Here is a 12,114-nt window from a genome sequence, read left to right as displayed (position 1 = left end):
AAATCAACCCATAAACCGAGCCGGAAAATCCAATCTTCAAAAGCACAATTAGTCTCAAATCATTCGACGACGGACAGACTTTGAGACGGAAGCAGACCGGACATGGGGCGGACTTGGAGCGGGCGGCACACTCACATGGGCGGATGACAAATATGCGCTTTATGGCGAGGGGTCAGTCAATACCAGCCTCTCAAACTTCGCTGACAGCTATGCGCTCAAAGGCACGGTCGGCTTCAAAGTAAAGTGGTAGGGTAAAGTACAAGGCCAGAGCAGAATGGAGGGCCTCTCAGGGCCCTCCGATCAGCGTGACAAAGACAACTCTATAGCGCATTCATCAAAGACCGGAATGCGTATTCATGCAGCAATGCCGCAAAAGATGTGCTTCAACGATTTATGAAACTCATCCTAGATATCATTGCGTTCATGATAGCTGCTGAGGAATTGTTTCAGGCGTGGCTCGGCAGGGTTTTTAAGTATTTTATCCGGTGCTCCCACGGCTGCAATCTTGCCGGATACCATAAAGGCAACCTGATCCGCGACGCGTGATGCAAAGCCCATTTCATGCGTGACGACGACCATGGTCATGCCTTCGGAAGCAAGCGTCTTCATGACCTGAAGAACCTCTCCCACAAGTTCAGGATCAAGAGCGGAAGTCGGCTCATCAAAGAGCATGAGCTTTGGCTGCATTGCAAGAGAGCGGGCGATGGCGACACGTTGCTGCTGACCGCCGGAAAGCCGCCCGGGATAGTTTTCAGTTTTGTCAGCAAGCCCGACTTTAGCCAGTGCTGCCATAGCCTGAGCCTTTGCTTCTTTTTGCGAAAGACCTCGAACCTGTACAAGAGCTTCTGCAACATTGCCGAGAGCTGTCATATGGGGCCAGAGATTGAACTGCTGGAATACCATTCCGATTTTGCGCCGCATGTTTCGTAATTTCACCTGAGGCATAAGTGGTCCGCCCGGGCTTTGATAGCCGATTAACTCACCGTCAATCCGCACCTCACCTGAATCATAAGGCTCCAGAAAATTAATACAGCGCAGCAGCGTCGATTTTCCTGAGCCTGAAGGCCCGATAAGACATGTTACTTTTCCTGGCGGAACGCTGAGCGAAACATCTTCCAGAGCTTTGAATTTGCCGAAATTCCGCGAGACACTGATTAACTCGGCTGAAGACATGGTCATGGGCTGTCTCATTTCGTTAGAAAACGGGTTACGCGTGCTTCAAGCCGTCGTCCGAGAAACGAGATTGTCTCGACAAACAACCAGAAAAACATAGCGAGTGCAAAAGTTGCTTCTACAAAAGCGAAGGTTTCTGCCGACATTGTCTGCACTTCATATAACAGCTCAGGAACAGTGACGACGGAGAGAATAACGGTTTCTTTGGTCAGGATAATTGCAAAATTGATCAGTGCGGGCAGAGTTGAAACGAGCAGGGCAGGAACCATAATACGACGTATGATGGTTGTTTCTGCAAACCCCATACTCCGTGCAGCCTCAATCTGTCCCGCAGGGACGGATTGTAATCCGCCGCGAAAAATTTCAGCAAAATACGGGCTGCCATATATGATCAGGCTGATGAATCCCGCTTCCATACTCCCCAGACGCAGCCCCAGATGAGGTCCGCCGTAATAGAGCAGGAAAAGCTGCACAAGATAGGGGGTGCCGCGGATAATCTCGATATAGGTCTGTAAAACAATCCGCACCGGCCGTGTTGAATAACGCTGGAGCAATGCAATCAGAAAACCCAGACCGAGACCGCCGATCGTACCGACAGCCCAGCAGAGAACGGTGACGCCGAAACCTGAGAGCAATACGGGGCCGTATTTAACAAAAAGACCAAGCTCCATCAGACAGCACTCCGTGTTTCAAGGTAACGGCCGAGCAGCGCCAGACATAAATTGATAGCCAGATACACAACTGCCGCTGCGCTGAAAATTTCCAGCGGACGGTAGGTTGCCGCTGCAAGAGCCTGACTTGTTCTGGTCAGTTCAGTAATGCCGACAAGAGAAACAAGAGAGGAGGCTTTCACGAGAAGGATGAGCTCATTGATGAATGAAGGCAGTGAAATACGGAAAGCCTGCGGCAGTAAAATGCGGGTCCAGATGCGCAAGGGCAGAAAGCCCAGCGTATTGGCTGCTTCAGTTTGGCCGCGGGGGATCGCATTGAGTGCCCCGCGCAGATATTCGGCCATATAGGCTGCTGAACACAGCCCCACGGAGCCGACCGCGGCAACAATCGGCGGAACATTTATTCCGATCACCGGCAAAAGATAATATAACAGCAGTAACTGTACCAGCAGTGGCACACCGCGGAAAAAACTTATGTAAACCGCACTTACTATGCGCACCGGTTTCAGCGGGGAAATACGCGCGGCACAAATGAGTGTACCGAGAATAAGCCCGATCCCGATACCCAGAACCGAAACGATCAGCGTAAGCCTTGCAGCCCAGATGAGCTGCGGCAGAGCATCCTGAATAACCTGAAATGAAAACATTGTCCGCTCCCGGAGTAAACGGGCAGCCTTCAGCTGCCCGTAGCTTCAAACTGCGGTTATTCGATCACCGGCATTTCCTTCGGAAGTTCAGAGGTTTCGCCGAACCACTTTTTCTGAATTTCAGCCAGACGGCCGTCATCCTGTATTTTGCGCAGTGCTTCATTGACGGCCACTACAAGAGAGGCGCTGTCCTCGCCTTTACGCGCAACCCATGCATAATAGGACTTATGTCCGAATGGCGGATTGACGTTTGCAAAAATTTCCGGACGCTGTGCTGCTGCATATGCATTCAGTGCTGCTCCGTTTGCCACCGCATCAATCCGGCCTGCGGCCAGATCAGCATTTGCTTCTTCAGTTGATGCATATTCTTTAAAGACGACACCCTGCAGGTTAGCAGCATAAGCCTTGAGTTCATCAAGCTCGGCTGAGCCTTTCTGGGCAGCAACAACTTTACCTGCAATATCTTCCGGTTTTTGAATGCTGTCATCAGCGGCGCGCTTGAGCAATCCTTTTGTGGCATCGGAGATAGGTAATGTGAAACTGTAACGCTCCATCCGCTCCTTGTTGACCGTAACAGGTGCGTTGGTCATGTCGAATTTACCAACTTCGAGGCCGGGAAGAACCGAAGTCCATGGCAGATCCTGATACTCAGCCTTAACCCCCAGTTCTGCGGCGACAAGATCAGCGAGATCGCGGCAAAAACCCTGATATTCCCCGTTCACCAGCATGTCGAAAGGTGGATAAAGCATCTCGGTTGCAAAATGAATCGTTCCCTTTGCCTTGATATCCGCAAGCTGATCGGCCTGAGCCGCAGAAAAAGTCAGCGCGGAGCTGGCCAGGCAGAAGCCTGCAATCTTCAGAAAATATGAAAGTGACATACTGCACTCCTTATTGGCAGGGCGAACAAATTCTCAGCTGTACGCGCCCCGAGCGTCCAGCGAGCCTCCACATTTTTGTCCGGCCACAGAACCAAAAAGATTTTTGTTCAGTGGACAATTGATTTAGTGTATATACTTGTTCCTGTGTCAATGCCCTCTTTGAGAACTGTGATTGCAAACAGCGGATTCGGGAGCTTTCGGCAGCATAAAAGTAATAAGGCTGTTCGCTGCGGCTGACAGAGGCACCCTGTCGTCTGAAAGCGTCAACGGCGCCTCAGGACGTTACTCTTATCAATAGGTTGGAACATGCAGACAGTTCAGAAAGCATCCCTTCACCCGCGTCCGGAAGTGGTGGCCCTGCCGCCATATAATGCAGGAATTTCACCTGCCGTGGCACAAAAAATCAGCGGTCTTGATGTGGTTGCGGCACTTGCGAGTAACGAAAATCCTTATGGCACATCGCCTGTGGTGCCGGCAGCGCTGGCCTCTCTTGAGTTGTCCCGCTACAGTGATTCGTCATCGCTGACATTGCGCAAAGCTCTTGCCGACAAGCTTGGCGCCTCTCCGGAAAGAATTGTCTGTGGTAACGGTTCTGAAGAGCTGATTGCGGCTCTGTCACGTGCTTATCTTGAAAAAGGGGATAATGTTCTCACCATTGCGCCATGTTTTGGCTTGCATGAGATCGAGCCTATGGCGGCCGGTGCAAATGTTATCAAAATTCCGATGACCACCAGTTTCGGCTACGATGTTGATGCTTTGATACGTGAACTTGGCAAAGTACCGAAGATTGTTTTCATATCCTCTCCGTCTAATCCGGTGGGTACGGCGCTTTCGCGGCCTGAACTTGAACGCCTGCTGAATGCAGTGCAGCCGGGCACTTTATTTGTGCTGGATGAAGCTTATTTTGAGTTGATCGATACGGACTGTCCGAACGGGCTTGAAGTTCTGAAAGAGCGGAGCAAGCTGTCCTGGGTTGTGTTACGGACATTTTCAAAAGCTTACGGGCTTGCCGGTTTACGTGTGGGCTATGGTATTGCTTCTGATGAGGTTATTGCACAAGCCATGCGTTCAGTCCTGACTCCGTTTAATGTGAATGCTGCGGCGCAGGCAGCGGCTGTTGCCGCATTCCGTGATGAGGGGTGGATGCTGAACGCCGTTGCAAAGATCAGGCACGATCGTGCAATCCTCTCGGAACAGCTGGCCGCAACGGGGCTGCATATTATTCCTTCGCAGACAAATTTCCTGTTTTTTGATGCAGGCAGGGAAGCTGCTCCTGTGGCGAAAGCACTGCTTAAAAAAGGCGTTATTGTTAAAGCGTGGATGGAAGAGGGGTATAAAAATTTCCTTCGTGTCAGCGTTGGCAAAGCTTCGGATAATGAAAAATTTATACAGGCACTGACGCAAATTCTGAGTGATGATTGTGGTGGAGGGCAGTCTTGAGCGATGAATCTGCTCCTCCGAAAAAACGCAATGTCGGACGTGCTGCCGCTATTGGTCTGACACGGGAGCATGTGGTTGAGGCGGCTATTGCGCTGATTGATGATGAGGGATTAGCCGGCTTTTCAGTGCGGGCACTTGCACGTCGTATCAATGTTTATCCGGCGGCACTTTACTGGCATATAGGAGGGGCGAAAGCAGATCTTTTTGCTGAGATTTCAGGGACGCTTTTAGCCGATCTCATGCCGGTTGAAGAGGAGCATGATGACTGGCGGGATACGATCAGAAAATTGTTCCGGAGATTCCGTGAAAGGGTAAGAGCGCATCCCAGGGCAGCTCCGTTACTCGGGCCTCATATCCGTTCAAACGGTGCGCCGAATGCGCCATGGGTTGAGCTGATTTTACAGGCACTTACACGGGCCGGTTTTCAGGATGCCGGCCTGATTAACGCGTTTAACGCCGTCGTCGGGGCATTGGAAGGGTATATTACTATTGAGCTTGCCACAGACAGTGCAGATGGTGAGTCAGAATGGGTGCGGAACTTCGACAGCGGGCTTGCCGAGCTTGATCCGCAACGTTTTCCCCTTGTCGTTCAGCATCTCCCGCTGATGTATAACCGCGCTTTTGTTATGCGGTGGCAGAGTGGTGATGTTGCGCCGCTGGATCACGGTTTCGAATTTTTGCTTGAGACCTTGATTGCCGGACTGGAAATTCTTGGCAAGACAGAAGAGCCGTAATGCGGGATTTTATATCTCGTTTTAACGCTGGTTTTCAGCAGAGACTAATAACAATGTCATAAGCCCAAAGAAATCTTGGTTAATGCTGTCTCACAAATATCGCTGAAACTTACAGGCATGAAGATAGAATAGACCTCAGATTGAAGTGGTAAAGTTGAGTAAATTTAGATACAAAAATTATATTTTTAATTCTAAATCAATATAACTAAGTATTATTAATTTTATTATAAATAATGAAAATATTTTTATAATAGTTTTTTCAATTTTAATAGAAAAATAAATACATTTTATAAAATATTAATAATTATATATTATATTTATTTTTATTGAGAGGGGAGAGTTGTCGTGAATACCGGTGAAAATCATTTATATATAGATAAAAAAATATTGCTTATGCATTTGAATGGCATATTGAAGCATATTAATAAAAATCAACATTCAATTTTATTTTATTTGCTCAATATGGCGCGCTATGAGCTTGAGCTTATAATTAATAAAAATGAAATAGATCCGTTCAGGAGGCGAATAAAAAAATATAAAAATTAAAATATTTTTCTCTTTAATATTAGTTGAAGCAAAAATTATACTATAATTTAATTTATAAGGCGACATTACAATTGTGAAATTTTCTCTTTTTTACCATTTCATTTTAAAGCCTATTGTACCTTTGAGTGTATAACTGTCAGCGAAGTTTGTGAGACTGGTATTGACGGATCCTTCGCCGTAGAGCGTATATTTTTCATCAGCCCAGGCATAGGTGCCGCCGGCACCTATGCCGCCCCATGTCCGGTCATTCTCTGTTTCCAGATTTTTACCACTGTAAGTAATTTTCTGCCCGCCTATGAATTCCTGATAAAGATTGGCAATGCCATAAAAGGTGCTGCTGATTGTCAGTCCGTCGGCACTTTTTCTGTTGCCGGCATAATTGGCGGAAAGTCCGATACGCGTAATCAGGCTATCCCCGTCACGGCTTTGAATGCGGGCACCATAAGTACCCGTAAAAGTATTAAATCCGACAGAAGACCACATAAGCTGTGCCTGCGGTACGTTGTTGCAGCGTCGGCAATGAGTTGAGAGCCTGCAGCGCTGTCGTATAGGATTCATAAACCGGAGCGGCGGCACTGTAGCGATCGAAAAAAGCTAAATACAAATCAGAAGTTTGGAGCCCGCTAATCTAAGCACGGTTGCACTTGTTTTTTTGAATGATCCATTCGTTTCAAATTTAGGGTTTTAAACCACCGTCTAAATCATCAGAATGTTTATACTTAAATCGTGGAGAAGCATGTTCGGCACCAAATTGCGGCGCAGATCGTATGCCATCCTGAATAAAGGCGAGAGCCGCCATGTTCTGGCCTGCGCCGTCGAATATATCCGTGGTCAGAACGTTGAAATTCCAGATGAACCGCTCTTCCGGGTCACGGCGCTGCTCCGGGCGCATATCACGCTTACCGGCGACTATCTCTAGAATGAAATTGACCGTCCCTCTCGAACGCTTCAGGCGCGATCCGCGCTAACCGTTTCAGTCCAAATGACTTCAAATCCTTTTAGCGGGTATTAGGTAAAAGTGCCCACGGAATCCCTATAAGTTTTAAAAGTACAGGCTGACGTAGCGGGATATGCCAAGCAACTCACTTAAATAACGGCTACATCAAGGTTCATTCGCCATTTTATTTATTAATAAATTAATCACAATAACTATGGATTGACCATAATATATTAATGTTTACTTTAATAAAGTCAGTATCTTTAAACTGATTGAGCATTTTATTAAAATTTTGTATTTTTATTTGCTAATAAGAGGGATTTTACATGAAAAAAGTACAAGTAGCCCTGCTTCAATCCGCAACCTGCAACTTGGACCCTGGAAACAGGCCATCCAAGACTAAAGCAGTAAAAGTGGCTAAATAATATAGTGCTTGGAGGAATTTCCTCCAAGCATTTTTGGGAGGCGTCCTATGCGTTATATAAGTCCAGCAGCGTTAGTATTTAATAACGATGAAGAAGAGTATTGGATAGAGTACTCCACTGGATGCAATGCGATAAATACTTCAAATAACCTTGCAAAATTCATAACGGATAATTGCGGACAAGCAATTAGATTGGATCTATTAAAAAATAAGGTCGCGATGGACAAAACACTCAGCGAGGCTGATGCCAGTGTCTTGCTGACGAATGTATGTGTGCAAGCACTTGGCGAACCTAAGTCGGGCTACCACATTGCAACACAAAATCATCCGTTTCTTGATATGTCTCAAGGTCGCTCGGCGTCGGTGGCGGATGCTCTGATTATGAGTAGTTACGTCAAGGAATATGATTATCCAGCCATTGAGTTAAGCGTTGAATCGCTCAAGAATGTTGCTGTCGTTGATGCAGTTAATCTCAGCATACATGAGTTAAGAAATTCTGTTTTTTATCAGTTCAGCTTGATCCTGTCAGGAACCTTCGGTGTACGCCTGCACCAACCAGCATTTTACGACGAAGAGACTAATTATCATCAAGTTGAACTTCTAAGAAAGTCAATACCTTCAGGTGGCGCCAGACACCCCACGGAGTGTTTTGTCGAGATTCATCGTTCACCCATGCTGGATGCAGGTGTCTACTATTTCTCTCCAACAAAGAGCGAATTGCAACTGATCAGCAGAGAGTTGCCGGTGTCATCCGATGTTGATCGTATAACCAAATCAGATGCCAATTGGGTAGCAAGATTGGTACTTTGTACAGCAGTGAGGCGGTCAATGTTTCGATACAGGGATCCACGCAGCTTTCGCGCCTTGTTAGTTGATGTAGGGCATGCGGATGCTCAGCTTTCAGCATTGTCAAATTATTGTAACTGGCACTACACATCACGGTTTATAGTTGATTTTGCTTACGCGAAAAACTTTTCAGATGAGTCATCAGATGACGGCCTACCTGCATTTTCAATTGGATTGCTGGAAGGATGGGATTAATGATTTATGCAAATCTGCAAGACAATGATCTTTCGATACCTGAAACCTGGGAGATTCATAATTGGGAGCGCCCTTATGTTTTTCTCAAGCAACTGGAAGCTGGTGGCTCTCAGAATAGCCACGCTTTTCAGAGTTATCGCTATTTACTGGATAAATTAGTATCTGGTTATGACTTAAAGCGCGCTATTTCACGGCGTTGTTTTACTTCTGTTGGTGAACGAGAGTTGCCGTCCTCGGTGCTTGAAGCTGTTCTTAGATGTTTATATCAGGCATTGACTCAGGAAACGCATTTATTCGCTGGAATTGTTACCAACGGCGTACAAGGTTGGGCTGATGCACCGTGGTTGCTGGATCACACGCCCAGAGCGCTCAAACGCTTGAGCAGTACGGATGACACTGAAATGGTCTTGAAGATACTTCAGGGGCAGGGGTGGGCGAGAGGCAAAGGCATTACTGTACTTCTGGGAATCAATTGGGAGTTTGCTCGCGAATCTTTCAGCGATCCTGAGGTAGCTTACGCCAGAACATTGTTGGATGTTGGTCGCGTGGGACATGCATTGTTGCTAGAGGGACAGCATCAAAATTTGGCTGCTAGAATGACCCCGGCGGTACATGAAGAAACGGCTTCAAAAATGTTGCAGCTGAGTGAAGAACGAGATGTTTTATATGTAATTCGGCTAGTTTTCCCGGATTAATTGTTAAGAGTAGCAGCACGAGATAGTGGAGAGCTAAATCTCTGCGTGTTTCAAGATGAACGAGGCCATAATATTCTGTGCTCGGCCGCTGCATGGAAAATTTGCACATATCTGAGATCAATTAGGTGCTTTGAGCGTGAAGAGCCGGTTTGAAAGTTTTTTTATTAATCGAAATTTCTCACTTTTATGGTTTGGGCAAGCGTTCTCATCTTTTGGCGAGTTTGTTTTCGAGGCTACGGTCATCGTTTGGGTGGTAACCGACTTATTTCGTGCCAGCGTCTTTTTGCCGACGGCGATAGGTTTGACGGTAGCTGCTTCGGCTATTCCTCGCGTAATCGTAACACCTCTGGCAGGGGTTTTTGTTGATCGCATGATCCCCTTTTACGTGATGATTGGCGCTGACGTCATCAGGGTGTGCAATTTCCTATTTTTTATAATGATTTATTCGCTGTTCAACCTCAATCAAATACAGGTGCTCACGGGAATTGTGCTCTTGCTATTGATAAACAGTGTAGCGGCACAGTTTTTCAACCCGTCTCGCCAAGCCATTATGCAAATTGTCATCCCGTCAGAACGCCGAGTTGAAGCATCCAGTAAAGCAATGTTTTCTCTGACAGGCATTTCAATATTCTCGGCATCTCTGGGGCCAGCATTATTTGCGTCGATAGGACCCGTCTGGGCACTGTGGATCAATGTACTGGCCTTTACCTGTTCAGCGCTGTGTATAGCTTCCACCAGAAATCTTCGTATGAATCTATTGGGGGAGCAGGAGTTGCCCTCGTTCTGGAGAGGGTTTCTCTCCGGCCTCCGGTTTTCCTGGAGGCACACTTCAATTCGTACCCTGCTGGTCGGGGTCGCGTTGTATGGTTTTTCACTTGGCGTCAACAATGTTGCACTATCTTTGTATGCCTTCAAAACCTTGGGCTTAAGCTCCTATGAATACGGTTTAATTCTCGCCGTCTTCCCGGTCGGCGGGTTGATTGCAACCTTATTGATAAAACCGTTTTTAAAATTGCTGAATATTCGCCAGGCATTTACGGTTTCTCTGTTATGCTTAGGGGGGAGTTACCTGAGTTACTCGCTGCATCCACCATTTTCGCTGGCATTGGTGCTGATGTTTTGTTGCGGATTATTCTTCTCGGCATTTGCCATCATTCAGGGGCCGATGCTACAAGAGGACGTGCCGATGGGCTATATGGGGCGTGTATCGGCAACCATCACGCCAGTATTGGCCATATCATCGCTGATAGGGACATTAGTATGTTCCCAGACGCTCAATATTTCACAGGATTTGACCAATTACTTCAATATATCCTTGGACGTGTATGGGATATACATCTTTTCCGCCGCAGTTTTGTTACTATTAGGTGGGGCACTGATGTTAATCGGCCAGCGTAACAAAAAAGGCCAAATTGGAGCGGCTGTCCCGGATTAACACCAGTCGAGTGGCCTGAAATATTAAACGGGCACAAAATTTTGTTACCTTCGGTTTCCGGATAAAAGCGAAGGAGACAGTGACATTATTGCGTTGCCGATCCAATATCTTTGATTGCATGTGCTTATGCGTAGAAATCATAAGCATGTCATGTTGAATTCAAAGGGCGAACCTGCCTCTGAAAAATGCATATTGCGACAAAAAGTCCGTTAGGTGTTTTTTAGTATGAAGTATTATTTGGTACGTTCCAATTCAGATCAGGAACGACAAATGATTACAATCAGAAAATCTACAAGTAGCGACGCACCAGTTCTTTCGGACATTTGGCGGGATAGTGCTTTAGCAACCCATGACTTTTTGAGTCAGAATGATTTCAAGGAAATTGAAGCCATGGTTCGCGAGCAATACCTTCCGAATGCAGAAGTCTGGGTTGCTGAGGATGCTGGTAAACCTGTAGGCTTTATGGGCATGACTGACAGTCATATTGATAGCCTGTTTATTGCCCCGAATTTGCGTGGCAAAGGCGTTGGGAAGCATATGCTTGCCCATGCTAAATCGCTCTTTGGTGATAAGCTCACCGTGGATGTCAATGAACAGAACAGTCAGGGTGTGGGTTTCTATTTGCATATGGGTTTTCAGCAAACAGGACGATCAGAACTGGACGATCAGGGAAAACCATATCCAATTCTGCATCTGAAACTCATAACGGTGTAATGCAGAGACTTATAGCTATCAGGCGGACACAAGACAGGCATCTGAAGATGCAGGCAATCCAAGGCTCGATGTTAGTGCATTGAGCCTTTTCTTGTGCGGGCGGCAACTTGCCGGACCGGGTATTTTCTTTTGCCTGAAGGTTTGCAACGCACTTTGAGTGTTTCGAGTTAATTTGTAGTATTTATTTTAGTTTTATCTAAGAAATCAAAAATCTATACTGTTGCAACATATCATATATGCCTGATATATTTAGGTGTAAAAATTTCTCCATTCGTATAACGGGGGAGATTTAAATGAAAAGAATAGCTTTAGCTGCGAGTGTAATTTTGGCGTCGTCATCGGCTTATGCAGCTGATGCGATTGTTCCTTATGTTCCGGAGCCGGCGCCGGTTGTTGCTGACACATTCTCGTGGAATGGCGGCTATGTCGGTCTGAATGCTGGTTATGCATGGGGTAAGTTTAAGCATAACGTTCAGACAAAACGACCAGAAGGTAAGACACCGCTTCCCGGCACTCCTGAATCTGAAATTGACTATGAAATTTTAGATGAAGCTAGCTACAGCACCTCGCCAAATGGGTTCATTGGCGGTGTGCAACTTGGCTATAACTGGCAGATTAATCAGCTTGTTTTGGGTGTTGAAACAGATTTTCAAGGTAGCAGCCTGAAAGGCAGCGTTTCCGGAGGTGTTGCACCTTACACTTTCTGGACTTGTCACGGTTTGATTCCGCCTCCTTAAATAGACTATTTGTCATTAAGGAGAAGAATTATGGCAGTTTCA

General features: G+C 46.5%; 13 protein-coding genes and 2 pseudogenes. 10 read left to right on the top strand and 5 right to left on the bottom strand.

Going from position 1 to position 12,114, the window contains the following annotated elements:
- Positions 1–76 precede the first annotated feature (76 nt).
- Positions 77–250 (top strand): annotated as a pseudogene (locus HBA93_RS24775) (autotransporter outer membrane beta-barrel domain-containing protein); the annotation flags it as partial.
- A gap of 155 nt (positions 251–405) precedes the next feature.
- Here the strand turns inward: HBA93_RS24775 and HBA93_RS17280 are convergent.
- Genes HBA93_RS17280 through HBA93_RS17265 form a run of 4 tightly spaced genes read right to left on the bottom strand, consistent with a single transcriptional unit; the run spans position 406 to position 3,369 of the window.
- Complete coding sequence (locus tag HBA93_RS17280) at positions 406–1,179, bottom strand: amino acid ABC transporter ATP-binding protein (protein WP_286202020.1); 774 nt, start codon at positions 1,177–1,179, stop codon at positions 406–408.
- Positions 1,180–1,187: 8 nt separating this feature from the next.
- Positions 1,188–1,844, bottom strand: coding sequence for an amino acid ABC transporter permease (locus tag HBA93_RS17275; protein WP_221724109.1), 657 nt, complete (start codon positions 1,842–1,844; stop codon positions 1,188–1,190).
- Positions 1,844–2,491, bottom strand: a complete 648-nt coding sequence (locus HBA93_RS17270) for an amino acid ABC transporter permease (RefSeq protein WP_221724108.1) — start codon at positions 2,489–2,491, stop codon at positions 1,844–1,846. Before HBA93_RS17270 ends, HBA93_RS17275 begins: the two co-directional genes overlap by 1 nt.
- 56 nt (positions 2,492–2,547) lie before the next feature.
- Entirely contained in the window at positions 2,548–3,369 is an 822-nt protein-coding gene (locus tag HBA93_RS17265; RefSeq protein ID WP_121993659.1) for a transporter substrate-binding domain-containing protein, read from the bottom strand.
- A gap of 306 nt (positions 3,370–3,675) precedes the next feature.
- On the opposite strand from HBA93_RS17265, the gene hisC reads away from it, so the two are divergent.
- The 3 genes from hisC (at position 3,676) to HBA93_RS17250 (ending at position 6,089) form a co-directional block, all read left to right on the top strand.
- Positions 3,676–4,809, top strand: coding sequence for a histidinol-phosphate transaminase (hisC, locus tag HBA93_RS17260; protein WP_221724107.1), 1,134 nt, complete (start codon positions 3,676–3,678; stop codon positions 4,807–4,809).
- Positions 4,806–5,543: a TetR/AcrR family transcriptional regulator gene (locus tag HBA93_RS17255; RefSeq protein WP_221724106.1), complete on the top strand. Its 738-nt coding sequence runs from the start codon at positions 4,806–4,808 to the stop codon at positions 5,541–5,543. The genes hisC and HBA93_RS17255 overlap by 4 nt, the downstream gene beginning before the upstream one ends.
- A 345-nt stretch (positions 5,544–5,888) precedes the next feature.
- Positions 5,889–6,089: a hypothetical protein gene (locus HBA93_RS17250; RefSeq protein WP_221724105.1), complete on the top strand. Its 201-nt coding sequence runs from the start codon at positions 5,889–5,891 to the stop codon at positions 6,087–6,089.
- A 90-nt stretch (positions 6,090–6,179) separates the two neighbouring features.
- Here the strand turns inward: HBA93_RS17250 and HBA93_RS17245 are convergent, their stop codons facing one another.
- Positions 6,180–6,647 (bottom strand): autotransporter outer membrane beta-barrel domain-containing protein, encoded by a 468-nt coding sequence (locus tag HBA93_RS17245; protein WP_221724104.1) that lies wholly within the window; start codon positions 6,645–6,647, stop codon positions 6,180–6,182.
- 178 nt (positions 6,648–6,825) lie between these two features.
- Between HBA93_RS17245 and HBA93_RS17240 the strand changes: the two genes are divergently transcribed.
- From HBA93_RS17240 to HBA93_RS17215, 6 genes and pseudogenes are all read left to right on the top strand, one after another.
- Entirely contained in the window at positions 6,826–7,008 is a 183-nt protein-coding gene (locus HBA93_RS17240; protein WP_221724103.1) for a transposase, read from the top strand.
- 490 nt (positions 7,009–7,498) lie between these two features.
- Entirely contained in the window at positions 7,499–8,491 is a 993-nt protein-coding gene (locus tag HBA93_RS17235) for a nitroreductase family protein (RefSeq protein ID WP_221724102.1), read from the top strand.
- A complete protein-coding gene (locus tag HBA93_RS17230) occupies positions 8,491–9,186 on the top strand; it encodes a hypothetical protein (protein ID WP_121993653.1) in 696 nt (231 codons plus the stop codon). The genes HBA93_RS17235 and HBA93_RS17230 overlap by 1 nt, the downstream gene beginning before the upstream one ends.
- Before the next feature lie 136 nt (positions 9,187–9,322).
- Complete coding sequence (locus HBA93_RS17225) at positions 9,323–10,621, top strand: MFS transporter (protein WP_221724101.1); 1,299 nt, start codon at positions 9,323–9,325, stop codon at positions 10,619–10,621.
- A gap of 270 nt (positions 10,622–10,891) precedes the next feature.
- Positions 10,892–11,335 carry an acetyltransferase gene (locus tag HBA93_RS17220; protein ID WP_221724100.1) on the top strand — a complete coding sequence of 148 codons (444 nt, stop codon included), beginning with the start codon at positions 10,892–10,894 and terminating at the stop codon, positions 11,333–11,335.
- A gap of 293 nt (positions 11,336–11,628) precedes the next feature.
- A pseudogene (locus HBA93_RS17215) lies at positions 11,629–12,015 on the top strand (outer membrane protein); the annotation flags it as partial.
- Positions 12,016–12,114: the final 99 nt, after the last annotated feature.

The sequence above is a fragment of the Ochrobactrum sp. SFR4 genome (assembly GCF_019730395.1).
Taxonomy (GTDB): domain Bacteria; phylum Pseudomonadota; class Alphaproteobacteria; order Rhizobiales; family Rhizobiaceae; genus Pseudochrobactrum.
This window is presented reverse-complemented; position numbering and strand designations above follow the sequence as displayed.

Bases quoted from the DNA above. Each gene is read 5' to 3' on its own strand.
- HBA93_RS17230 (WP_121993653.1), top strand. From the start codon at position 8,491: ATGATTTATGCAAATCTGCAAGACAATGATCTTTCGATACCTGAAACC.
- HBA93_RS17235 (WP_221724102.1), top strand. From the start codon at position 7,499: ATGCGTTATATAAGTCCAGCAGCGTTAGTATTTAATAACGATGAAGAA.
- HBA93_RS17275 (WP_221724109.1), bottom strand. From the start codon at position 1,844: ATGGAGCTTGGTCTTTTTGTTAAATACGGCCCCGTATTGCTCTCAGGT.
- HBA93_RS17245 (WP_221724104.1), bottom strand. From the start codon at position 6,647: ATGAATCCTATACGACAGCGCTGCAGGCTCTCAACTCATTGCCGACGC.
- HBA93_RS17220 (WP_221724100.1), top strand. From the start codon at position 10,892: ATGATTACAATCAGAAAATCTACAAGTAGCGACGCACCAGTTCTTTCG.
- HBA93_RS17280 (WP_286202020.1), bottom strand. From the start codon at position 1,179: ATGACCATGTCTTCAGCCGAGTTAATCAGTGTCTCGCGGAATTTCGGC.
- HBA93_RS17265 (WP_121993659.1), bottom strand. From the start codon at position 3,369: ATGTCACTTTCATATTTTCTGAAGATTGCAGGCTTCTGCCTGGCCAGC.
- HBA93_RS17240 (WP_221724103.1), top strand. From the start codon at position 6,826: ATGTTCGGCACCAAATTGCGGCGCAGATCGTATGCCATCCTGAATAAA.
- hisC (WP_221724107.1), top strand. From the start codon at position 3,676: ATGCAGACAGTTCAGAAAGCATCCCTTCACCCGCGTCCGGAAGTGGTG.
- HBA93_RS17270 (WP_221724108.1), bottom strand. From the start codon at position 2,491: ATGTTTTCATTTCAGGTTATTCAGGATGCTCTGCCGCAGCTCATCTGG.